Raw genomic sequence first — 21,326 nt, 5'->3', positions numbered from 1 at the left:
GCTCAGGCGTATCCGATCTGGATGGCCGTGATAATGGCGGCCCCACCCAGGGCAAAGAGCAGCAGGACCGGCTTCCAGATAAACCGGATCCACTTGTCATAGGAAATACCCGCCACCGCCAGGATGCCCATAAGCGCCCCGTTGGTGGGTACAATCAGGTCCATATTCACCGCCCCGTACTGGTAAGCCAGCACGCAGGTCTGCCGGGAAATCCCGATCAGGTCCGATAGCGGGGTGAGGATCGGCAGGGTCAGTACGGCCTGACCGGAGTAGCTGGGAACCGGGAAATGCAAAAGTGCCTGAGCGCCATAGATGCCCAGGGCAGAGATACCCTGCGGCAGGTCCTGCAGGGGGGTAAACAGTCCGTAGACCACACTGTCAATAACCTTCCCGTTCTCCAAAAGGATGGTAATACTTTGCGCCAGCCCGATAACCACCCCGGCAAATATCATCTCCCGGAACCCCGCGGCGAAAGCACGGCCCGTGCCGTTCAGTCCGAGCTTCCCGACCAGCCCGGCAACAATTCCCAGGCCGAAAAATGCCGCGGACAATTCATTGAAGTACCACCCCCATTGCAACATGCCGTAGGTGACCCAGACAAAGGTGGCGACGAGCAGGCACAGGATCAGGATACTCCCCGGGGTCAACCGGTTGCCCTCCGTTTCGATGGCCTTTTTAGGCACCCGGTTTTTCCGGGCATACCGGACCATCGCCCCCGTCCAGAGCACAAAGGCGAGCCCCAGGACGACCAGGCGAAACCCGCTGCCTGAAAGCAGCGGCAACTCGGCAGCCTCCTGGGCAATAACAACGGCAAAAGGGTTGATCGGGCTGAATGCCGCCCCCAGGACGGCCGAACCATAACTGATGCCCAGGGCTGCAAAGGCGTCATAGCCCATCGAGCGCGCAAACAGGATCAGGATGGGGGCCAGGGCAATAATTTCTTCCTGCAGGCCAATGGTGGCGCCGGCTGCGGCAAACAAAAGGGATACCAGGACCAGGGCCATTACTTCGCGACCTTTGAGCAGGTCCACGACCCGCTGCAACCCCTGCCCAAGGGCCCCGGTTTTTTCAATGACATAAAAGCTCCCCCCTATCAACAGGATCAGCACAATCAGGTCGGCCCGGGCGATGATCCCTTCGGGGATTGCCAGCAGCAGGTCGAATACCCCCGGGGCATCTGCCTCGATCTGCTTATACGAGCCGGCCACCACCTGGGTATTGCCGGTCTCCGGGTCGGTGATTCGCGCAAAAACGCCTGAGGGAATGATATAGGTAAAGATCCAGGCCAGGAGGATGCCCCCCAGCATGATCACCAGGGTATCCGGAAATCGTTTCATCGGTTGGTTGGTTTGTTCTTACTGTCAGGCAATTCGATTCCCGGAATACCGCTACGGGTCAGGCCGGGCAACAGGGAAGTTATGGAAAATATGCAAACGCCCTGCTGGAATCCGCCGATATTCAGGTTCCCCCCTTTTATCAAAGAGTTAAGGCAGGAAATATCCTACTATAGCAGTTTCGACCGGATGTCCTGCCAGTCCTCCGCCCGCTCAAACCCGGTAGTGTGGATGTTGTGCGGGGAAGTAAACAAGATACTCCGCCCCTGGAACTTCTCCAGGTTGTGGCTTCGGTCGTCGATGAGTACGTCCCCGCGCAGGATGTGCTTGTCCCCGCAAAGGATCCGGTTGCGCCAGTGGATAAAAGGGAAATGTTCGTCCAGCCATTCGTGTTTCTCTTTCAGGGAATCCGGGAACTGCATAGCGGCTGAGGCAATATAGACCTGGTGCCTGGACGCGATTTCTTCCAGCACCTCCCGGCTGTCGGGAAGCGGTCGGAGATCGCGAAAAAAACCGGGTTCGAAGTAATGTTGCCACAGGGTTTCCCGGTGTTCGGGAATTTGCTGCCAGACTTCGCCCCCCATGCACTGTTCCTTGCTTAAGGTGGCGCCGAACCGCTTGTTGAATCGTTCGATGTGCGCCCCGTAGGTATCGGCCAGCACCTCATCCATGTCTACAAAAACAACCATCCTGATCTCGTTTTTTGCGAAGTACCATAAAATGTTGCGAAAGATCAAATGTCGCGTGCCTGGCCAACTTGGGAACAACTGTCAAAAACCGTATCTTGGTAGCTGCCTTTCGCTAAAAATTGCCTATGAAAAAGTATCTGTTTGTATTCGTGATGGCTGCCTGCGCCCTGGGTTGTTCCGACGATGACGGCGGCAGCGGGCCGGACCCGAACCTGGAACTGGTACCCGGAACCTGGGAACTGACCGAACTGCGCATCAGCCCGGCCCAGGACATTGACGAAGATGGAACGACCACCTCAAACATTCTGGATGAGTTGCCCTGCGTCAATGCGCGGATCACCATCCGAAGCGACAATACCTGGAGTTTTAGCGGGAATGACGTGATAATCACCACCATTACGGGCGGCCTCTTTAAATTCTTCTGCTCGGACCAAATCCGATTGGCTTCCGGCAACTGGGATTTGGTGGGAAACACGCTTCGTCTTGCCGACGGATCCGGGGTGGTAACCCAGTTTACCTTTGACAGCGAGACGGAAACCCTCACCAATACCATTGGGGAGGTCCTGCCTGAATTACAGGCGGAAATTTATACAAAACAATAGCGCGCAACCACAGAATTACGCAGTTTTGGATGGCTATTCCGTCAGGGTGAAGTCTGCCTGGAGGCTGGCCCGGGAACTTCCCCCTACATAGACACTGAACCGGCCGGGCTCCGCTTCCCACGTGCCACCTGCCGTATAATATGCCAAGTCTTCAGCCGACAGCGTAAAGGAAACTTCCGCAGATCCGCCTGCTTCGAGGAATACTTTTTCAAAGCCCTTGAGTTCGCGAACCGGCCGGGCCCGGGAGCCAAAGTGATCCCGGACGTAGAGCTGGACAATTTCGGTTCCCGGCGTATCGCTGGCATTCTCGAGTCGAACGCTGACCTCCAGGGAACCCCCGGGCCGGATTTCCGTCGTTTGCAACTTTAAGTCGGCATAGCGGAAGTCCGAATAGCTCAACCCGTGCCCGAACGGATAGAGGGGCTCATTGACCTGATCGATATAGTGGGACCAGAACACCAGGTCGTTCCCCGGGTATTCCGGCCGGCCGGTGGCCAGGTGGCTGTAATACACCGGAATCTGCCCGACGGATTTCGGGAACGTCATGGGCAACTTCCCGCTTGGGTTGTAGTCCCCGTATAACACCTCGGCAATGGCGTGGCCGCTCTCCGTACCCAGGTGCCAGGCTTCCAGGATGGCCGGCACATGCTCAGCCGCCCAGTTGATGGTCAACGGACGGCCGTTCATCAATACCAGGACGATATTCGGGTTCACCGCATGGACCGCTTCGAGCAACTCCTGCTGCAGGCCCGGCAGTCCGAGTGCGGCCCGGCTCCTCCCCTCCCCCGACTGAAACCCGTGTTCCCCAAGGACCATCACGACGGTTTCCGAGCTCCGGGCAAGTTCCACGGCGGCGGGGATCCCGCTCCGGTCGGTGGTATTGATTTTAGTTTCGAAGACAAAGGCAGTCTCCCCTTCTGCCAGGGGTACCCCCCGTTCATATGCCAATGTATTTCCGCTATAGGCCTGCATCCCTTCCAGGACGGAAACCGCGGAATTCGGTTCGGCCGTTAGGCGCCAGCTGCCCAGGGGGCTGTCCTTATCCGATGCAAGCGGGCCGATCAGGGCAATGGAACCGCCATTTTTTGACAGGGGCAGCACACCTCTTTCATTCTTGAGCAAGACGATGGATTTTCGCGCCATATCCCGGACGGTCTCCAGGCGCGCAGGATCCGAGAGGATGCGTTTCTCCCGCTCTGCATCCGCGTACCGGTACGGGTCGGCAAACAACCCCAGGTCGTATTTCAACCCCAGGATCCGCAAAACGGCCTCGTCCACCAGGCTTTCCGGCACCTTGCCGTCCCGGACAAGTTCCGGCAGCTCGGTCAGGTACATGCCGCTCTCCATATCCATATCCGAACCGGCCACTGCCGCCCGCAGGGCTGCTTCATTCCGGTCGCGGGCATAGCCATGCGGGATCATTTCGCCTATCGACCCCCAATCGGAGACTACAAACCCCTGAAAATCCCAGGCGTCTTTCAGGATTTCCCGCTGCAGGAAGGCGTCCGCGGTTGCCGGGATCCCATTTAATACGTTGAAGGAATTCATGACCGTCGCTGCCCCGGCATCCACCCCGGCTTTAAACGGTGGAAGCACCACGTTGTACAGGGTGGACAAACCGAAATCGGCCGTGTTGTAATCGCGTCCCCCTTCGGCAAAGCCATACCCTGCAAAATGTTTCAGGCAGGCGGCTACCGTCAGCGGGTCGGACAAATCGTCCCCCTGGAAACCGCGGACCCGGGCCACACCAACCCGGCTTCCCAGGTAGGGGTCTTCCCCGGCCCCCTCCATCACCCGGCCCCATCGGGGGTCGCGGGAAATATCCACCATGGGGGCAAAGGTCCAGTGAATCCCGGACGCCGCTGCTTCCCGGGCAGCGAGTTCCGCGGATTTCCGGATTGCCTCCAGATCCCAACTGGCGGCCTCGGCAAGGGGAATTGGGCTGATGGTCTTAAACCCGTGGATCACATCCTGCCCGAAAATCAGCGGAATGCCCAACCGGGTTTCTTTAACGGCTACCTCCTGGAGTTTACGGGTATCCGAGGTGTTGGTGATATTCAGCATGGAGCCCACCCGGCCACTCCGCAAGTCTTCGTATTTACGCTCGGCATCGCCCCCTTCCGGGACCGGCCCGGTGACATCCCAGAAACCGTTGTACTGGTTCATCTGCCCAACCTTTTCCTCCAGGGTCATCCGCGAGAGCAAGTTCCTGATAAACGCATCCCGTGCGGTTGCAGCATCGGCTGACTGCCCGGCCGGTTGTTGCGAATAGGAAACGTTTGCAGTACAAAGTGTAAATAGCAGGAGAAAGGAAAGAGCGCGCATCGATCGTTGGTTTTTACCAAATATCGATAAAATATATCAGAATGGTTCTCAGACGATTTCGGCGCTCAGGCCAGCTTGCAGCAGGCGGGTGCATCGCGGTTTCAGGTCGCTGAATTCCCCTGTTTTAACGGTGCATTTGCCGTTGTGGTGTACGATCAGGGAACACTGTTCGGCTTGTTCGGGTGTATGCTCGCAGACGTCGATGAGGGTTTGGATGACGTGGTCAAAAGTATTCACCTCGTCGTTGAACAGCACAATTTCACTCAGGTGTTTTTGCTTGTCTTCTACCAGCAATTCTTCCTGCAAGCGTTCCTTCGTACTCATATCCAAGGGGTTTGATACGAATATAATAAAAAAAAATTCCCGCAATTCGTCGGGTTTGCGGATTTGCATTCCCCTCAAAAAAAGGGCTTGCGGCAAAATGTATTTGCAAAACATCCGGTGCCCCATTCCGAATCCGTCAGCAAGAGTCCTGTCGGTCGGCCCGAAATCAGGACTTCCCAAACCGGGCGGCAACCCAGTTTTCCCGTTCGCGGAAATCCTTGAATTCCAGCCCGTGGCGGGAAGCGGCTTCGCGGATATCCGGGAGGTCGGCCCGGTAAAACCCGCTGAGCAAAAGTTCCCCGCCTTCCCGCAGGGAGGTCGTATAGCCCGGAAGGTCCTCCAGAAGTATATTCTTATTGATATTCGCCAGGATACAATCGAAATCCCTGCCACGGATGGCCCGAACATCCCCGAGGACCGCCTCGATTTCCGGCACCCCGTTCCGGGCTGCATTCTCCCGGCAATTCTCTGCCGACCAGGGATCGATGTCCACGGCCAGGACGGGTCGGGCACCCCGCCGCGCAGCCAGGATGGCCAATACGCCTGTCCCGGAACCCATATCCAGGAGGGCTTTCCCATTCAGGTCCATGTCCAGGAGGTATCGGAGCATCAGCCAGGTGGTCTGGTGGTGGCCTGTTCCAAAACTCATCTTTGGGGAAATGACCAGGTCAAAATCCGTTCCGGCCGGCGGATCCGGGTGGAACGGGGCCCGCACCACGCACCGGTCCCCCACCTGGATGGGTTGATAATCCGCTTCCCAGAGCGCATTCCAGTTTTGCTGGGCCACCCGGGTAATCTCAAAAGAAGCTTCCCATTCCGGGGACGACCAGTAAGGTACCCCGGCCAGTGCCTGCTCATCCCAGTCTTCCTCCCGGATATAGGCCTTGAGCCCTGTGGGGGTTTCCTCGAAACTCTCAAACCCGAGTTCCCCCAGTGCCGCTATGAATATTTCCGAACCCGGCTGCAGCGGCTTCAGGGTCAGGGAACAACAGATATACATAGGAACGGTTTGCACACCTATCCAATGGCCTTGATAATGGCCACAAAGTCATCCGCCTTGAGGGAAGCCCCGCCGATCAGCCCGCCATCTACATCGGGCTTGGAAAAGATCTCGGCGGCGTTCCCGGGCTTGACGCTGCCGCCGTAAAGGATGGAAACTTTCTGGGCCACCGCATCCGTGTAGGCGTCGGACACAATTTTACGGATAAATGCATGCATCTCCTGGGCCTGTTCCGGGCTGGCGGTTTCTCCCGTGCCGATAGCCCAGACGGGCTCATACGCCAGGACGATCCGCCCCCAGGCTTCCTCCGGCAGCTGGAACAGGGCGTTCTTCAACTGGGATTCTACCACCTGGAAATGCTTCCCGGCTTGCCGGTCCTTGAGCTCTTCCCCAAAGCAGAAGATGGTCCGCATGCCTTTTTCAATGGCCTGCCCCACTTTTTTGGCCAGCAAGTCGTCGTCCTCGCCAAAATACGCCCGCCGCTCGGAATGCCCGAGGATGACCGTGTCTACCCCGATGCCGAGCAGCATATCCGCGGCAACTTCCCCGGTGTAGGCCCCGGAATCCGCAAAGTGCATGTTCTGGGCAATCGCCTCGATTTTAGAATGTTCCAGGCGCCTGACCGCTTCGGCCAGGTTGACGAATACGGGCGCGACCATCACCTCGGCCGAACAGTCCGGCAGCTTGGCGGCCAGTTCGTCCAGCAGGGCTTCCGACTCGGAGGCCGTTTTGTTCATTTTCCAGTTTCCGGCTACGATATTAGATCTCATTGCGTTTCGGTTTTATTGTTGGATGTTTTGTTTCGCCCACATTTCCCGGGCCTGTTCGATTGTATAGTTCCTGTACACAAAATCTTCGCCATATAATTCCCTTCCATAATCTTCCAGGGGCTGGTCAAATCCTGCGGCCTTCCGGAGGCTGTCTACCTTCCCGGGTTGGGCCACGGGCCAGATCATATCAACTTTCTCCGGGGGGGAACCCATGTAAAATGACGTGCCCTGTGTCCCGTATATCTGGGGTTCTCCCTGCCTCATCAACTGGCGGTCCAGCATCATGGCATACAGGCGGAAAGGCAGCTCCCCGGCCCGCGCAGCCCCTTCGATCTGGGGCAGAAATTCATCGATTCGGTTGGAATGCTGGATTACGTACCACGCCGCTTTGGATGTTTCCCCGCCAACCTGACTCTTACCGGGGTAACCGTTGACCGCAATAACAGAATCGATCCAGGCGATGTTCGAACTGTCGATTTCCATTTGCAGGCCCCAGTTCGAGAAATCGCCCTGATGGGCCTCGGCCCGGTATTTCTGGTCGAGCTCCATGATGCTGTCCAGGCTATTCTTCAGGGGCATGTTATACCGTGCCGCTTCCGTCAGGGGTTGCAGTTCCAGCTCCTCCAGGTCGTTGTAATGGAGCTTCTGGCGAATGATGCCCCGTTCGAGCCTGAGGACCCCCGGGTTGGAGCGCACTATGGTCTTCAGCGTGGTCTGGTCCGAAAAATAAAACGGGAAGTCCAGCCCGTTTGCGGCCTTGAGGGCATCGACCGCCTCCTGGGAGGAGGCCGACATGCCGATTACCGAATACCCCAATGCGGCCGCGGAATCCGTGTAGCGGGCGAGGGCTTTAAACGCCGGGGCATGGCTCTTGTCCAGGTCGTAGGAGATGACCATCAGCAGTTGCGGCCGGGTCAGGATTTCTCCGGCGTAGTCCACCCCTTCCCTCTCCAGGGTAAAATCGTGGATGGGAGGCTCGTAACCCGCCCGGATCTCACGGGTATCCGCCACTTCTACGAATTCCCCCTCCACCTCCGGGTATTCCCCATTGGTGGTGATAATTTGTTCTTCCCCGTCTATCCGGAACTTCCAGTCGTATTCGTAGACCGGGGCCGGGGCGTCTTCCGGGATGACCATCCCCTCCGGGATGCTGGCGCCAATATGGTAGGGCCTGAAATCGATCCAGGGAAGGTGATTCAACACGTAGTTGGCAAACAGGATACAAGCCACCAGGGCCAGGGCAGTTGCCGCTGCCCGGAAGAGCCGGCTCCCTATCGGATTAATGTACTTACTGCCCGCCAGCAGAACCAGGATGAGCACCAGCAGGGCGACGTCCTTGTAAAAGGACTGCCAGGGCGTGAGTTTCAGGGCGTCCCCGAAGCACCCGCAATCCGTCACCTTGCCCGTCACGGCCGAATATAGCGTGAGAAACGTAAAGAATACGATGGTCGCCAGGAGCGTCCAGAGCGTGGGCTTGCGCAGATAGCCCAACAGCAGCGTCACCCCCAGTATGACTTCCAGGACCACCACAAAGAGGGCAATGGCCAGGGCATAAGGTTCCAAAAACGGCAGGTCCAGCACGGGTGGGCTGAAGTACTCCTCCAGTTTGAAGGAGAAGCCCACCGGGTCATTGAGCTTGATAAATCCGCTGACGATAAACAGGAGCCCGACCAGTACGCGGGCCAGGTGCACAAGGTATTTCATGCTTGATTGGGTTTTTCAGCGCTTTCTTCCAGATGGATCAGGGCAAAGACCGCATAGTTGATCATGTCCTGGTAATTGGCTTCCACTCCCTCGCTCACTTCGGTTTTCCCGAGATTCGCTTCAATTTGCTTAACCCGCAGGAGCTTCTGCAATATCAAATCCGTCAGGGAGGAAATTCGCATGTCGCGCCAGGCTTCCCCGTAGTCGTGGTTCTTGGCTTCCATCAGCGCCTTGGTCCGGGCCACCTGAGCGTCGTAAAGGGAAAGGGCCTCCTCCGGTTCCAGGTCCGGCTGGTCGGCAACCCCACGGGACAACTGGATCAGGGCCATAATCGCATAATTCGTGATCCCGATAAATTCCGCCAGTTCCCCTTCGTCCACTTTGCGCTCCCCGTGCTCCTGCAGGCTGCGGATCCGCTGGGCCTTGATAAATATCTGGTCCGTCAGGGAGGGCAATCTCAGGATGCGCCAGGCAGCGCCGTAATCGTTCATCTTGCGGCGGAACAGGTCCCGGCACGTGGCGATGACAGCGTCGTAGGCTCTGGAAGTTTCCTTCATGGGTTGCTCGAATTTGCGTAATTTCGGCGGGTTAACGCGCCTGTCAAAAGTACTGTTTTCACGGGATTTTTGCCGGAGCCGGGCCAAAAAACCTCGATTTATGACCATCTGCTGCAATGGAAAGCTGCTGGATCTTTCGACCCCGCGGATTATGGGCATCCTCAATTCAACCCCGGATTCGTTTTACGACGGCGGACGATTTGCAGATCCACGGGCAGCCATGCTCCGGGCAGAACAACTGCTGGGCGAAGGTGCCGACTTCCTGGACGTGGGCGGTTACAGCACGCGTCCCGGAGCGGGGCAGGTCAGTGAGAGCGAAGAACTCGGGCGCGTGGTCCCGCTGGTGGAAAAGCTGGCCCGGGAATTCCCGGAGGCGCGGATTTCGGTGGATACATTCCGGAGCCGGGTAGCCCGGGAAACCCTCGGGGCGGGGGCGGCCCTGATCAACGACATAACCGCCGGGGAGGCAGACCCGAAGATGCTGCCGCTGCTCGCTGAAAAACAGGTGCCTGTGATCCTGATGCACATGCGGGGTACCCCGGCCACCATGTCCGGGCTCACCGACTACGACCATTTGGTGACAGAGGTGCTCCAATACCTTTCCGGCCGGCTGCTGGCCGCCAGGGAACTGGGAATTGTCGATGTCCTCGCAGACCCGGGCTTCGGCTTCGCCAAGACCCGGGAACAGAATTTTGAACTCCTTGGCAAACTGCGGCATTTCGGGGTGTTGGACGTCCCGATCCTGGTGGGGCTCAGCCGGAAGTCCATGATATGGAAAACCCTGGGGATTACCCCGGACGAGGCCCTGAACGGCACTACCGCCCTGCATATGGCAGCCCTTTTTGGGGGTGCTTCCATCCTGCGCGTGCACGACGCGGCTGCCGCCAGGGAGTGCATCCACCTCTGGCAGGCAATCGGGGGCCCGCAATAGGCAGCGCAATCCCGTCGGTATTCTGGTAATTTTTCTACTTTTACAAAAAGCAGCGCGGATTGGACTTTTTAAACTTTCTGGATTTCGGCATCACCGACCTGATTGATATCCTGCTTGTCGCCATCCTGCTCTACTACTTCTACCGGCTCGTCCGCGGCACGGTAGCCATCAATATCTTTATCGGCATCGTGATCATCTGGGCCTTCTGGAAGTTTACCCAACTCCTGGATATGCGCATGACCAGCAGCATGGTGGGCGGCTTTATGCAGGTGGGCCTGATTGCCCTGATCATCGTTTTCCAGCAGGAAATCCGCAAATTCCTCCTGGTGATCGGCTCTACCAATTTCGCCAAGCAGCGCCGCTTTGTCAAACACTTCAAATTCCTGAAACAGGACGGCATCAGCCTGGCCCTGGATGTGGATGCCCTGATGGGTGCCTGTGAAAAAATGGGCAAAACAGGTACGGGAGCGATTCTGGTCATTGAGCGGGATACCTCCCTGGACTTTATCAAATCCTCCGGGGACAGCATGCAGATTGAAGTCAACCAGCCCATCCTGGAAAGTATTTTTTACAAGAACAGCCCGCTCCACGACGGGGCCGCCATCATCAAGGGGAATTATATCGTCGCCACCCGGGTCATCCTCCCGGTCTCCCGGGAGCGCTCCATCCCGCAGCGCTTCGGCCTCAGGCACCGGGCAGCCGTGGGGATCACCGAACGGACCGACGCCCTGGCCTTGGTGGTCAGCGAGGAAACCGGATTGATTTCCTATATCAAAAACGGGGAATTCGTCCTGTTCAAAGACCTCGAGGAACTCGGGAAAATGATCCGGAAAGACCTGACGTAACATCGCGCGAAATGAACTGTAAAAATTGCGATAGCAACCTGCGGACCGATTTTGCCTATTGCCCCACCTGCGGGGCACGCGTTGTCCAGAAAAGGCTCACGTTCCGGAACCTGGCCGCTGACGTCTACGAACGCGTCTTCAACATCGACAACACGATTTTCCGGACCATCCGGGACCTGACCGTCCGCCCGGAACACGTCATCCACGCCTACGTTGCCGGAATCCGGCGCAAGTACATGAACCCGCTCAACTACCTGGGGCTGGCGATCTTTATTTCCGGGGCTTTGTTTTACGCGATGCGCAAGTTTGCCATGGACAGGATCAATTTTGACGTTTTCGGGACCGGGATGACCAACGCCGCCTCCGTGAAAATTATGGATGCCGTCATGGAATACAGCAGCTTCGTCTTCCTGCTCTATATACCGATTATCGGATGTTCCGGCTACCTCACCCTGAACAGGCAGGACTACAACCTGCCCGAATACATGGTAGCATTGTCCTATGCGCTGGCCCATATCTCCATCCTGACCTTTTTACCATCGCTTCTGATTATGCTATTCCTGCCCGAACATTATATGCAGTATTCCCTTATAATGATGCTCTTTATGTTCGGGTATTCGCTCTGGGCGTTCCTGCGGCTGGGCACCTATTCCCTGGCCTCCGGCCTGGGCCGGTCCGTTATTTTCCTGCTGCTGTTTTTCCTGGGATACCTGGCCCTGTCACTCGGGCTGAACATGGTGTTCTTCCTTACGGGGGAAGTGAGCCTGGAGGATTTCAGGCCAATCGAAAAATAATCGGATTGCCGGTTGTTCCCGGGAACGACCCGCCTCAGGCGAGTTCCTCCTCGGCCATAAACTGGGCCTCGTAGAGTTTGCTGTAGTAACCCTTCTTTTTGAGGAGCTCTTTGTGGGTCCCCGTTTCCACGATGTGTCCGGCATCCATCACTAAAATTTTATCCACTTTCTTCACCGTCGCCAGGCGGTGGGCAATGATAATGGAGGTGCGCCCCTCCGTGACTTTTTCCGTGGCCTTCTGGATGAGTTGCTCCGTGTAGGTATCCACCGAGGAGGTCGCCTCGTCCAGGACCAGGATGCCCGGGTTCCGCATATAGGCGCGCAGGAAGGCGATGAGTTGGCGCTGCCCGCTGGAGAGCATGCTGCCGCGCTCCTTCACATTGTAGCTATATCCCCCGGGCAGGCTGCTGATAAACTCGTGGACGCCGATGGCCCGGGCAGCCGATTCGATATCTTCCTGCGGGATCTCCGGGTCCTGGAGCGTGATGTTGTTGCCGATGGTATCGGCAAACAGGAAGACATCCTGGAGGACCACGGCGATGTTCCCCCGAAGCGAGGCCAGCTGGTACTCCCGGATGTTCGTACCGTCAATCCGGATTTCCCCGGACTGGATGTCGTAAAAGCGGTTGAGCAGGTTGATGATGGTGGATTTTCCCGCGCCCGTGGCACCTACGATGGCCACCTTCTCCCCGGGCTGCACGGAAAAGGAAATCCCGTGGAGTACTTCTTCGTCCGGCACATAGCTGAAATGCACGTCCTTAAATTCAATGGCGCCCTCCACGTGGTCCAGGTTAAGCGTTCCGGCGTCTTCTATCCGGCTCTCCGTATCCAAAATACCGAAAACCCTTCCGGCAGCCACCATGCCCATCTGCAGCGTATTGAACTTGTCCGCTATCTGCCGCAGCGGCCTGAAGAGCATTTCAATCAGCAGGATAAAACCGAAAATGATCCCCATGTTTTCGGTCTGGATGTTTGAAATATTCTGCAAGCCTCCGTACCAGGCTACCAACCCGATAGCGATGGAAGTGACGATTTCTGCAATGGGGAAGAAAAAAGAGTTGTACCAGACGGTTTTCAGCCAGGCGTCCTGATGTTTTTTGTTGATATCCCGGAACTTCCGGCTTTCAGTTGCCTCGCGGTTGAACAGCTGCACGATTTTCATTCCGGTCAGGCGTTCCTGTACAAAGGAATTCAGGCGGGACACCTGAGCCCGCACTTCCGCAAAAGCGGATTTCATTTTCTTCTGGAATACCCGGGTAGCGTATAGGATAATCGGCAGGATGGCAAAGACGATCAAAGCCAGGCGCCAGTTCCAGATGAGCATCACCGCCGAGGCTGCCAGCATCTTCAACAGGTCTGCCACAATCATAAAGAAACCCTGGGAAAAGATTTCGCCAATCCGCTGCATATCGGCCACCGCGCGGGTAACCAATACCCCGATGGACGACTTGTTGTAGTATTCCATCCGAAAGCCCAGCATCCGCCTGAACAATTTCACCCGCATATCCCGGATGACGGACTCCCCCAACCAGTTGGCGTAATAAGTAAAGAGCAACTGGCAGACCACCTGCCCGATAAGCACGCCGAGCATTGCCAGGCACAGGTTGAGCAGATAGGGCTGGTCCTGGACTTTAATCGCGTTGTCGATGATCTCCCGGAGCAGCATGGGGGTCACCACGGCAAAAGCGGTAAGCAGGATGGCGGCAAATGCGGTTCCGAGAAAGGTGGCCCTGTAGGGACGGGTAAAAGCCATCACGCGCCTGAAGAGCGTCAGATCGAAAGCTTTACCGGTTTCTTTGGCCATGGAGAAAAAGAGTATCGGGATACGTAATACGCGTCAAATATAGGCCTTTTGCAGGTACGGAAACCCCCGCCTCGGATCGATCCTGGCTTTTTATAATTGTCTTAACACCCTCTGCATCCAGGCGGCCCTTCCCTACTTCCAGCAGCGTCCCCACAACCGCCCGCACCATGTTCCGGAGGAAACGGTCTGCTGAAATGGTAAATACCCAGACGCCGTCGCCTTCCTCCCAACGGGCTTCCCTCAGGTCGCAATTGTAGGTCTTAACATCGCTTTTGGAACGGGAAAACGCTTTAAAGTTCCCGTACCCGAGCATGGAAGCGGCCGCACGATTCATGGCCCCAAAATCCAGCTCCCCCTGAAACTGATAGGCGAGACCCTCCCGGAACGGATCCTTTTCCCGCACCAGGTGGTATTCGTAGGTCCGGCCGGTGGCGTCGAAACGGGCATGGGCATTGGGCGCCACCTCGTAGACCCCTTTCACCGCGATGTCGGCAGGGAGGAAGGCATTCAGGCGGTGGACAAAGCCGGACGGCAGCGCAGCATCCCGGTCAAAATGGGCGAACAATTGGCGCGCATGCACCCCGGCATCCGTTCTCCCGGCTCCGACCAGGTCGATGGGGCCGTTCCCCAGCAGTTTTCCCATACGGTCCTCGAGGATTTCCTGTATGGCGAGGGCATTGGGCTGCTTTTGCCATCCGTGATAGGCAGTACCGAGGTAGGAAATTTCCAGGAAAAATCGCATGCGTTGAATCAATTTCAAATCAAAGATAGGAAGTTCCGAAATGGATCGGTGCCTGCCGGGCCTTTGCAGCCTGAGAGGTTATCTTGTAAATGGGGCGGGGTGGGACACCCCCTACCCCCGCTTCCCGAGCTCAATCACTTCCAGATCCCGGATATCGGTCCCGTCGATGGCAAAGCGCAGCATCGTCCGCACCTGGTGGAACCCCGCCTTGCCGCAGGCCCCCGGGTTCATATGCAAAAGGTCCAGGTCCTTGTCGAACTGCACCTTGAGGATGTGCGAATGGCCGCTGATAAAGAGTTTGGGCGGGTCCCGCCTGATTTCCTCCCTGACGCGCGGCTCGTACCGCTTCGGGTACCCACCGATATGGGTGATCCAGACCGGGACCTCCTCGCACATAAAACGAGCGTCCAGTGGGAATTCCCCTCGCACCTCCTTGCCGTCGATATTCCCGTACACCGCCCGGACGGGCCTGATTGCCCGGAGGGTATCTGTAATCCGCAGCGAACCGATGTCCCCGGCATGCCAGATCTCATCCGCTTCCCGGGCGTATGCACAAATGCGGTCGTCGATGTGGTTATGCGTATCGGAAAGCAACAGGATGCGGGTCATGCGTGCAGTATCGGTTTGGAAAATTTGGAGTGCAAAAATAGGAATTTGCAGCGCATCGGCGGAGTACCGGGTCTGCTATTCTGGGTTGGGGTCCTGCGGTATCGACAAACATTGCCGGCAGGGCAATCGGGCGGTTACCAATAAAGAAAGGAAGCAAAATTGCTTCCTTTATCCATTTGTCAGGGACGGGTTTTGCCTCCCATCCCGTTGGCCTGTCACGGATTATGCCTCAACGACGTCTGCTCCCGGTGCATTTTTCTTGACGGATTGAATCCCGTTTTCCATGGCGCTGGTGCTGGAATACATCTGGCTGGACCCAATCACCTGGCCGTTGGCGGCCTTCAGATTGAAAAAAGGTTTTCCGCTGCTGGATTGGTCCCGCTCGAACATGGCATCGTTCTGCGAATTCTTTTTGACCGACTCGATGCCGTTCTCGCAAGCTTCCTTGGAACTGTATCCCTGGCTGCTCAGGATCACCTGCCCGTTTCCGGATTTCAGGTTAAAGCGGTATTTCCCCGCTTTGTCTGTTTTGACTTCAAATTTTCCCATTGTATACGTTTTATTGGTTCAATTTACTAAAAACTATAGTTATACTCAATTACTTTTTTCACACCAACCTCTGCAAGGGTTCCTTATGCTCAAATCTACAGCCAACGGAAGGATTGCAAGCTGATATTTATCAGGGGGCGCAAGAATTATTTGCCTTCGGACTATTGTCCTATCTTTCAGGTAAATCCACCATGCTTGGGCAAGCCATTTGTACTCTTAATGCTTTTATTTTTGATCGCGGCAGACCTCATTGCGCAACCTGTCCCGGGTACGTACACTTCAAAAATTGGCATGCAGTTGCACCGGATCCGGATATCCGCCGATTCCACATACGAACGCAGCTCATACATAGAACTGGCACATGGGGTACACCAAAGCCGCGGGTTCTGGTTCCTCCATGGGGACACGGTGATCCTTAAGCAGGCTCCCTGGGGTGCCGAATATTCGAGCCATAATCCTCGGTCTACAGGTTGGAAATCCCATCTCCGGAGTAGCGGGATGCCTGCACATGACCCATACGCTGCCAGGCACCAAAATGCAAGAACCCCGGCATTGCTGCCGGGGTCCATCGCACTAATACTACTAAGATAAAAGGTCTACCGCAACCGGTCCACAGATTTTACGAGGTCCTCATCCCGCTTGATTGCCCTGTTGGCCAGGACTAAAAAAACGATAGAAAAAACGGGGATGAGCATCCCAATACCCTTCTCAGAAACCTGGGTTTCTCCGGATAGATTTAGTGCCCGGATTACGAAGAATCCTAGTAAAAAAAGGTTCAGCAGCATATTGAAACGATTCAATACGAACTGTGATTTTCTGTTTTTAAACCGCAGCATGGAAACAACCGCCAACAGGGCCGATGCGTAAAACGCAAGGGAGATCCACAATTCGCCCTGTGCGTAGACCGCGGTGCCGTCGCTCTGTGTCCAAAGATTCACCCAGAACGGCAGAACCCCGGTGGCCAGTGCCACCAGCAGCAAATAAACCGTCTGGATGCGTTGTATCATATCTATGCACTAAGCGTAACGGACAGCAAAAATAAACAGAATCCTGCGAAATGGATGCAATATCCGGTTCAAATCTTCCGCAACAACGCTGCCGTTCTGCTAACCGCTTCAACCCCAGCCCAAAGCTTATGGCAGAGCTGCTATTTCCAGCGGTAAATTGCTGAATTATTGAAAAATATTTCGTAATATTGCAAAGTTATTAGTTATAGCACCTACCAAGCGGGCATTCTGGCCCAGGCAATATCCGAATAACACTTCTTCAATCCTACTTACTTATAACAGTACTGGATCCATCGTATAACCTATTTTATTTCTTACATGTTTGAAATCTCCGAATTGAAGGCTAAGAAGCTTCCAGAGCTTCAGGACATAGCTAAAAACCTGAATGTCCCCAAATACCGCAGCCTCAAAAAACTCGATCTGGTCTACCAGATCCTGGACCTCCAGGCTTCCAATCCTGCAGCCGTCCGCGAGCACGCCCAGGAAGCAACTGCCGAAGACAACAAAGATACCCAAGGCGCCGATGACGCCTCCAGGGATTCCGGCAAACCCCGCCAGAACCAGCGCGGTCGCTCCCCCAAAAAAGACAGCGGATCGTCCCGCCACAAAAGCAACGGGCAGGAGTCCGAGGCTCAGAAAGAAACCGGCGACAGCAGCGACAACAACGACAACAAAGACAACCGCAAGGACTCCCGGAGTCGGCGGGGCGATAACAAAGACGATCGCCGGCGCGACAATCGCAGCAAGTCAAAGGGCGACGCCTCCTCCGACAACAAGGACCGCCCCAAGCGCGAGTCCCGTAAAAAGGATAATTCCGGCGGCGACAAGCGCAACAATGGCAATTACGACAATAGCCAGAAAAACAAGTACAAGCAGCCCGAATACGAATTCGACAGCATCATCGAAAGCGAAGGCGTCCTGGATATCATGTCCGACGGCTACGGTTTCCTGCGCTCATCCGATTACAACTACCTCTCGTCACCGGACGACATCTATGTGTCCCAGTCCCAGATCCGGCTGTTTGGCCTGAAAACCGGGGATACAGTCCTGGGGAACGTACGCCCTCCCAAGGAAGGCGAGAAATATTTTCCCCTGATCAAGGTGAATAAAATCAACGGCCTGGACCCCCAGGTTGTCCGGGACCGGGTTTCCTTTGAACACCTGACCCCCTTGTTCCCGAAAGAAAAATTCAACCTGGCAGATCGCCAGAGCAATATTTCCACGCGGATCATCGACCTGTTCTGCCCGATCGGAAAAGGCCAGCGGGGGATGATCGTCGCCCAGCCCAAAACCGGTAAGACGATGCTCCTCAAGGACATCGCCAACGCGATTGCCGCCAACCACCCGGAGGTTTACCAGATCATCCTGCTGATCGATGAACGCCCGGAAGAGGTTACCGACATGCAGCGCAACGTCCGCGGAGAAGTGGTGGCGTCCACTTTTGACAAGGAAGCCACCGAGCACGTTCGCGTGGCGAACATCGTGATCGATAAAGCCAAACGCCTGGTGGAATGCGGCCACGACGTGGTGATCCTGCTCGACAGTATTACCCGCCTGGCGCGGGCTTACAATACGGTGCAACCCGCTTCAGGGAAAGTACTCAGCGGGGGTGTGGATGCCAATGCGCTCCACAAGCCCAAGCGTTTTTTCGGGGCAGCCCGGAACATCGAAAACGGGGGCTCCCTATCCATCATCGCCACGGCCCTGACGGAAACCGGGTCCAAAATGGACGAAGTCATCTTTGAAGAATTTAAGGGTACCGGCAACATGGAACTGCAGCTCGACCGCCGCATCTCCAACCGCCGGATTTTCCCGGCCATCGACCTGGTGGCTTCTAGCACCCGTCGGGACGACCTGCTCCTGGACGATACCACCACGCAACGCATGTGGATCCTCCGGAAATACCTGGCCGATATGAACCCCATCGAGGCCATGGAATTCATGGAAAACCGCATCAAGCAAACCAAGAGCAACGAGGAATTCCTGATGACCATGAACGAATAAGGGCAACAGGCTCAAAATTCAGCCCCGGCGGTATCGTCGGGGCTTTTTTATGTATAATCGGCAGGGCTGGCTTTACGGATGGCATCAAAAAAACGGGGTTTTTATAGTAATTTTAGGTCGAGACATCAAACCATTTAAACATCTAGCCATGCCGCTTTCCCAGACTACCCGGAATTTTCAACGCTTCCAGATTTTTTCGTTTTTCCTGCTCCTCATCTTTGTTTCCTGCGGGGAGCAATCCGGCACCCCCCCGGGGGATGATCCCGGACAGCAGGAAATGGTAAATGCCCCGGAGGGCATTATTACATTGGAGGAAGCGCGGATCGATTTTGAACTCTACAGCAAGCGGCGCGCCCCGCTGATCCGCCAGTACGAGGATTCCCTGCTGCGGGCGGAAGGAGTGGATTCTGCATTTGCCGTTGCCCGTTATGTAGCCTTTGACTACGCCAACCTGAAGCAATATATGCAGTATATCGAGCAGGAGGCCCAAAAGGCGGGGACGGATATTTCGAGCCTTCGCGTGTATTTCGGAAACAACCCGGAAAGCGGCGGACACGTGCATCCCCGGCAGAATACCGTTTTCCTGGTCCCCGCGGCCCAACCCGACAAGGAACGCGATGAACAATTTGGCCTATATATCCGCCCGGACGGAACCGCAGGGTATCTGAGCCTGGATCTGCAGCCCGTGAAAGGCCAGGGTTCCGGGATGGATCAGGACGGCATGGAACGTTCGGAAGCTGCTTTCCTGTCGCTGCCCACAGCGCCGGCCACTCTCCAGGACGGGGGGAGCCTGATCATGAATTTTGGCGGGTCTGCGCCGCCGCCACACAACTAATACCTAATAGCGCCTGATATATGGAGGTCAACCCAATTTCGCTCCTGCTGAAATATCCGTTCCTCCCGGTTTATCTGGTCACCGTATTCCTGGCAATATGGAGGTACCCGCGCTATTTTGATACGCTGTTGCGGCTGCTTCCGGTGTTGTTTACCTATACGCTGGCCACTGAAATCCTGGGGATCATCACCTATGAATTTACGGAATTCAGCATTTTCCTGAATGAGTTCTTCAGTTATTACAACTGGTTGATATACAATGTCTACCTGTTGATCTTTTGCGGGTACTTTTTTTTCGTCTACTACCGGGTAATCCCCTGGCGGGCGGCGCGGACCGCAATCCTCATCGGCTCGACCCTCCTTGCCATTGCGGCACTAATCAACCCGCTGTACCAGAGCTTCCAGTATGAGGTCCAGCTGGGAACCTATATTACCGGGTCTGCTGTGCTGGTGGTTTCCTCAATGATGTACCTTATATACCGCCGGTCTGTTTCCGGGAGGGCATTTACCGACCGGGACCTGCTGTCGTGGATTTCTCTGGGCATCGCCATTTTCTATTCAGGGTTTATCCCGATAACCATCTATCGCAACATGCATGCACCCACCGGCCTGATGGACCCGGTGGTGGTAACCCGGATCCTGCAGGTGTTGATTTTTGTGATGTACGGGTGTATCTTGGTAGGCTTATGGCGGATGCGGCCTCAGCGCGTATTCCTGAGCAACTGAGATTGGAACTACTGGACGACCTTGCTGAATTTGTTTTTTTCGGGTTATACGCCCTGGTACTGGGCCTGGCCGTTTATCGTTTTCCCCGATATTACGATACCCCTGCGCGGTACCTGCCGGTCTTTTTTGCCTATACGCTGCTCACCGAAACGGTGGGGATCATCGTCAGGGACTACGATGCATTCAGTATCGTGATCCGGGAGATGTACTACAACAACAACTGGCTCATCTACAATATTTACAGCCTGGTCCTGGTTGTATTCTTTTACATCCTCTATCACCGGTATATCACGGCCCTCCGCATGGATTGGGTCAAGGCCGCCGGGCTCGGGCTATTTGTCGGGGTAAGTCTTTGGAATGCCTGGCAGCACGACTTTTCCACCGTATCCCAGGCCTATGCCTATACGGCAGGCGGGGTGTTGCTCATCGTTTCTTCTGCCGGCTATTTGTTTCAGGAATTCCACCTGGCGAACCGGGATTTGTTCTGGCGGGACCTGCTGGTTTGGATCAGTATCGGCCTGCTGGTTTTCCACCTGGGGTACCTGCCGATAAACCTGCACCGCTTCCAGGTGGCCGTCGGGGAGGCCGAATACGCGGCATGGACGCGGCCGGTACACCTGGCGTTGATCTATTGCATGTACGGCTGCTTCCTTGTGGGATTTATCCGGATGAAACGACTCCGAAAACCGGGTAATCGCAATCACGGCGGGAATGGGGGGAATAATGGATCGAGCCCTTAACCGGGGACACAAAACAAAAACCCCGTTTCGCAACGGGGTTGCGAAACGGGGTTCCAATTCGGTATCAAAAAGCGCTTTTACAGCCCGGCAACCTGCCTGGTAAGCTTGCTCTTGAGGTTGGCCGCTTTGTTGGAATGGATGATATTCCGCTTGGCCAGTTTATCAATCATGCTGACCACTGAGGGCAGAAGGGCTTCGGCGCTTTTCTTATCGGTCTCCGAACGCAACTTCTTGATTGCATTACGCGTGGTCTTGTGCTGATAGCGGTTGCGCAGACGCACAGATTCGTTCCTGCGGATGCGCTTTAATGCTGACTTATGATTTGCCATGAATTCTAAATTCGCTTTATAGTCTCTATTTTCCTGGTAGCCCGTAGGGGATTCGAACCCCTGTTACCAGGATGAAAACCTGGCGTCCTAACCCCTAGACGAACGGG

At 55.8% G+C, this 21,326-nt stretch carries 22 protein-coding genes; 8 read left to right on the top strand and 14 right to left on the bottom strand.

The window, feature by feature from the left end; all coding sequences use genetic code 11:
- Positions 1 to 2: 2 nt before the first annotated feature.
- Together AC3DKS_RS11165 and AC3DKS_RS11160 are read right to left on the bottom strand one after the other, a co-directional pair.
- The gene (locus AC3DKS_RS11165; protein ID WP_272607912.1) at positions 3 to 1,337 is read right to left on the bottom strand and encodes a YfcC family protein; all 1,335 of its coding nucleotides are present in this window, start codon (positions 1,335 to 1,337) and stop codon (positions 3 to 5) included.
- 167 nt (positions 1,338 to 1,504) lie between these two features.
- Positions 1,505 to 2,023 (bottom strand): 5' nucleotidase, NT5C type, encoded by a 519-nt coding sequence (locus tag AC3DKS_RS11160; protein WP_272607911.1) that lies wholly within the window; start codon positions 2,021 to 2,023, stop codon positions 1,505 to 1,507.
- Positions 2,024 to 2,148: 125 nt separating this feature from the next.
- On the opposite strand from AC3DKS_RS11160, the gene AC3DKS_RS11155 reads away from it, so the two are divergent.
- Positions 2,149 to 2,625, top strand: a complete 477-nt coding sequence (locus AC3DKS_RS11155) for a hypothetical protein (protein WP_474732401.1) — start codon at positions 2,149 to 2,151, stop codon at positions 2,623 to 2,625.
- 33 nt (positions 2,626 to 2,658) lie between these two features.
- On the opposite strand, the gene bglX is transcribed toward AC3DKS_RS11155, so the two are convergent.
- The 6 genes from bglX to AC3DKS_RS11125 form a co-directional block, all read right to left on the bottom strand.
- Positions 2,659 to 4,950, bottom strand: coding sequence for a beta-glucosidase BglX (bglX, locus tag AC3DKS_RS11150; RefSeq protein ID WP_474732404.1), 2,292 nt, complete (start codon positions 4,948 to 4,950; stop codon positions 2,659 to 2,661).
- 48 nt (positions 4,951 to 4,998) lie between these two features.
- The gene (locus AC3DKS_RS11145; RefSeq protein WP_041327588.1) at positions 4,999 to 5,274 is read right to left on the bottom strand and encodes an ATP-dependent Clp protease adaptor ClpS; all 276 of its coding nucleotides are present in this window, start codon (positions 5,272 to 5,274) and stop codon (positions 4,999 to 5,001) included.
- Between the two features lie 166 nt (positions 5,275 to 5,440).
- Positions 5,441 to 6,274: a 50S ribosomal protein L11 methyltransferase gene (prmA, locus tag AC3DKS_RS11140; protein WP_474732407.1), complete on the bottom strand. Its 834-nt coding sequence runs from the start codon at positions 6,272 to 6,274 to the stop codon at positions 5,441 to 5,443.
- Positions 6,275 to 6,291: 17 nt separating this feature from the next.
- Positions 6,292 to 7,044: a triose-phosphate isomerase gene (tpiA, locus tag AC3DKS_RS11135; RefSeq protein WP_474732410.1), complete on the bottom strand. Its 753-nt coding sequence runs from the start codon at positions 7,042 to 7,044 to the stop codon at positions 6,292 to 6,294.
- A gap of 12 nt (positions 7,045 to 7,056) precedes the next feature.
- Complete coding sequence (locus AC3DKS_RS11130) at positions 7,057 to 8,748, bottom strand: BT_3928 family protein (RefSeq protein WP_474732413.1); 1,692 nt, start codon at positions 8,746 to 8,748, stop codon at positions 7,057 to 7,059.
- The gene (locus tag AC3DKS_RS11125; protein ID WP_015754091.1) at positions 8,745 to 9,305 is read right to left on the bottom strand and encodes a DUF1599 domain-containing protein; all 561 of its coding nucleotides are present in this window, start codon (positions 9,303 to 9,305) and stop codon (positions 8,745 to 8,747) included. The genes AC3DKS_RS11130 and AC3DKS_RS11125 overlap by 4 nt, the downstream gene beginning before the upstream one ends.
- Positions 9,306 to 9,405: 100 nt before the next feature.
- On the opposite strand from AC3DKS_RS11125, the gene folP reads away from it, so the two are divergent.
- From folP to AC3DKS_RS11110, 3 genes are read left to right on the top strand one after another with little or no spacing between them, the layout of a single operon-like run.
- Entirely contained in the window at positions 9,406 to 10,236 is an 831-nt protein-coding gene (gene folP, locus AC3DKS_RS11120) for a dihydropteroate synthase (RefSeq protein WP_474732415.1), read from the top strand.
- A gap of 59 nt (positions 10,237 to 10,295) precedes the next feature.
- Positions 10,296 to 11,081 carry a diadenylate cyclase gene (locus tag AC3DKS_RS11115; protein WP_015754089.1) on the top strand — a complete coding sequence of 262 codons (786 nt, stop codon included), beginning with the start codon at positions 10,296 to 10,298 and terminating at the stop codon, positions 11,079 to 11,081.
- Positions 11,082 to 11,092: 11 nt separating this feature from the next.
- Entirely contained in the window at positions 11,093 to 11,875 is a 783-nt protein-coding gene (locus tag AC3DKS_RS11110; protein ID WP_474732419.1) for a DUF3667 domain-containing protein, read from the top strand.
- Between the two features lie 34 nt (positions 11,876 to 11,909).
- On the opposite strand, the gene AC3DKS_RS11105 is transcribed toward AC3DKS_RS11110, so the two are convergent.
- The 5 genes from AC3DKS_RS11105 to AC3DKS_RS11085 form a co-directional block, all read right to left on the bottom strand.
- On the bottom strand, positions 11,910 to 13,679 hold the full coding sequence (locus AC3DKS_RS11105) for an ABC transporter ATP-binding protein (RefSeq protein WP_015754087.1): 1,770 nt from the start codon (positions 13,677 to 13,679) through the stop codon (positions 11,910 to 11,912).
- Positions 13,660 to 14,421, bottom strand: coding sequence for a tRNA pseudouridine(38-40) synthase TruA (gene truA, locus AC3DKS_RS11100; protein ID WP_015754086.1), 762 nt, complete (start codon positions 14,419 to 14,421; stop codon positions 13,660 to 13,662). The genes AC3DKS_RS11105 and truA overlap by 20 nt, the downstream gene beginning before the upstream one ends.
- Positions 14,422 to 14,532: 111 nt before the next feature.
- On the bottom strand, positions 14,533 to 15,030 hold the full coding sequence (locus AC3DKS_RS11095) for a metallophosphoesterase family protein (protein WP_015754085.1): 498 nt from the start codon (positions 15,028 to 15,030) through the stop codon (positions 14,533 to 14,535).
- A gap of 222 nt (positions 15,031 to 15,252) precedes the next feature.
- A complete protein-coding gene (locus tag AC3DKS_RS11090; protein ID WP_474732423.1) occupies positions 15,253 to 15,579 on the bottom strand; it encodes a YegP family protein in 327 nt (108 codons plus the stop codon).
- 596 nt (positions 15,580 to 16,175) lie between these two features.
- Positions 16,176 to 16,586, bottom strand: a complete 411-nt coding sequence (locus AC3DKS_RS11085) for a DUF4293 domain-containing protein (RefSeq protein WP_015754083.1) — start codon at positions 16,584 to 16,586, stop codon at positions 16,176 to 16,178.
- A 318-nt stretch (positions 16,587 to 16,904) separates the two neighbouring features.
- On the opposite strand from AC3DKS_RS11085, the gene rho reads away from it, so the two are divergent.
- The 4 genes from rho to AC3DKS_RS11065 all read left to right on the top strand — a co-directional run bounded on the left by rho (position 16,905) and on the right by AC3DKS_RS11065 (position 20,890).
- A complete protein-coding gene (gene rho, locus AC3DKS_RS11080; protein ID WP_015754082.1) occupies positions 16,905 to 18,590 on the top strand; it encodes a transcription termination factor Rho in 1,686 nt (561 codons plus the stop codon).
- A gap of 148 nt (positions 18,591 to 18,738) precedes the next feature.
- Positions 18,739 to 19,425 carry a hypothetical protein gene (locus AC3DKS_RS11075; RefSeq protein WP_015754081.1) on the top strand — a complete coding sequence of 229 codons (687 nt, stop codon included), beginning with the start codon at positions 18,739 to 18,741 and terminating at the stop codon, positions 19,423 to 19,425.
- 20 nt (positions 19,426 to 19,445) lie between these two features.
- Positions 19,446 to 20,150 carry a hypothetical protein gene (locus tag AC3DKS_RS11070; RefSeq protein ID WP_015754080.1) on the top strand — a complete coding sequence of 235 codons (705 nt, stop codon included), beginning with the start codon at positions 19,446 to 19,448 and terminating at the stop codon, positions 20,148 to 20,150.
- 2 nt (positions 20,151 to 20,152) lie between these two features.
- A complete protein-coding gene (locus AC3DKS_RS11065) occupies positions 20,153 to 20,890 on the top strand; it encodes a hypothetical protein (RefSeq protein ID WP_041327059.1) in 738 nt (245 codons plus the stop codon).
- Between the two features lie 77 nt (positions 20,891 to 20,967).
- On the opposite strand, the gene rpsT is transcribed toward AC3DKS_RS11065, so the two are convergent.
- Positions 20,968 to 21,219 carry a 30S ribosomal protein S20 gene (gene rpsT, locus AC3DKS_RS11060; RefSeq protein WP_015754078.1) on the bottom strand — a complete coding sequence of 84 codons (252 nt, stop codon included), beginning with the start codon at positions 21,217 to 21,219 and terminating at the stop codon, positions 20,968 to 20,970.
- Positions 21,220 to 21,326 lie beyond the last annotated feature (107 nt).

The organism is Robiginitalea sp. (genome assembly GCF_982776155.1).
The sequence above is the reverse complement of the archived record's forward strand: the minus strand, read 5'-3'. Positions and strand labels throughout refer to the sequence as shown.

Excerpts from the sequence above, each read along its gene's own strand:
- folP (WP_474732415.1), top strand. The coding sequence starts at position 9,406 with ATGACCATCTGCTGCAATGGAAAGCTGCTGGATCTTTCGACCCCGCGG.
- truA (WP_015754086.1), bottom strand. The coding sequence starts at position 14,421 with ATGCGATTTTTCCTGGAAATTTCCTACCTCGGTACTGCCTATCACGGA.
- AC3DKS_RS11105 (WP_015754087.1), bottom strand. The coding sequence starts at position 13,679 with ATGGCCAAAGAAACCGGTAAAGCTTTCGATCTGACGCTCTTCAGGCGC.
- prmA (WP_474732407.1), bottom strand. The coding sequence starts at position 6,274 with ATGTATATCTGTTGTTCCCTGACCCTGAAGCCGCTGCAGCCGGGTTCG.
- AC3DKS_RS11160 (WP_272607911.1), bottom strand. The coding sequence starts at position 2,023 with ATGGTTGTTTTTGTAGACATGGATGAGGTGCTGGCCGATACCTACGGG.
- AC3DKS_RS11110 (WP_474732419.1), top strand. The coding sequence starts at position 11,093 with ATGAACTGTAAAAATTGCGATAGCAACCTGCGGACCGATTTTGCCTAT.
- AC3DKS_RS11095 (WP_015754085.1), bottom strand. The coding sequence starts at position 15,030 with ATGACCCGCATCCTGTTGCTTTCCGATACGCATAACCACATCGACGAC.
- bglX (WP_474732404.1), bottom strand. The coding sequence starts at position 4,950 with ATGCGCGCTCTTTCCTTTCTCCTGCTATTTACACTTTGTACTGCAAAC.
- rho (WP_015754082.1), top strand. The coding sequence starts at position 16,905 with ATGTTTGAAATCTCCGAATTGAAGGCTAAGAAGCTTCCAGAGCTTCAG.
- AC3DKS_RS11130 (WP_474732413.1), bottom strand. The coding sequence starts at position 8,748 with ATGAAATACCTTGTGCACCTGGCCCGCGTACTGGTCGGGCTCCTGTTT.
- AC3DKS_RS11075 (WP_015754081.1), top strand. The coding sequence starts at position 18,739 with ATGCCGCTTTCCCAGACTACCCGGAATTTTCAACGCTTCCAGATTTTT.
- AC3DKS_RS11145 (WP_041327588.1), bottom strand. The coding sequence starts at position 5,274 with ATGAGTACGAAGGAACGCTTGCAGGAAGAATTGCTGGTAGAAGACAAG.
- AC3DKS_RS11090 (WP_474732423.1), bottom strand. The coding sequence starts at position 15,579 with ATGGGAAAATTTGAAGTCAAAACAGACAAAGCGGGGAAATACCGCTTT.
- AC3DKS_RS11085 (WP_015754083.1), bottom strand. The coding sequence starts at position 16,586 with ATGATACAACGCATCCAGACGGTTTATTTGCTGCTGGTGGCACTGGCC.
- rpsT (WP_015754078.1), bottom strand. The coding sequence starts at position 21,219 with ATGGCAAATCATAAGTCAGCATTAAAGCGCATCCGCAGGAACGAATCT.
- AC3DKS_RS11070 (WP_015754080.1), top strand. The coding sequence starts at position 19,446 with ATGGAGGTCAACCCAATTTCGCTCCTGCTGAAATATCCGTTCCTCCCG.
- tpiA (WP_474732410.1), bottom strand. The coding sequence starts at position 7,044 with ATGAGATCTAATATCGTAGCCGGAAACTGGAAAATGAACAAAACGGCC.
- AC3DKS_RS11155 (WP_474732401.1), top strand. The coding sequence starts at position 2,149 with ATGAAAAAGTATCTGTTTGTATTCGTGATGGCTGCCTGCGCCCTGGGT.
- AC3DKS_RS11165 (WP_272607912.1), bottom strand. The coding sequence starts at position 1,337 with ATGAAACGATTTCCGGATACCCTGGTGATCATGCTGGGGGGCATCCTC.
- AC3DKS_RS11125 (WP_015754091.1), bottom strand. The coding sequence starts at position 9,305 with ATGAAGGAAACTTCCAGAGCCTACGACGCTGTCATCGCCACGTGCCGG.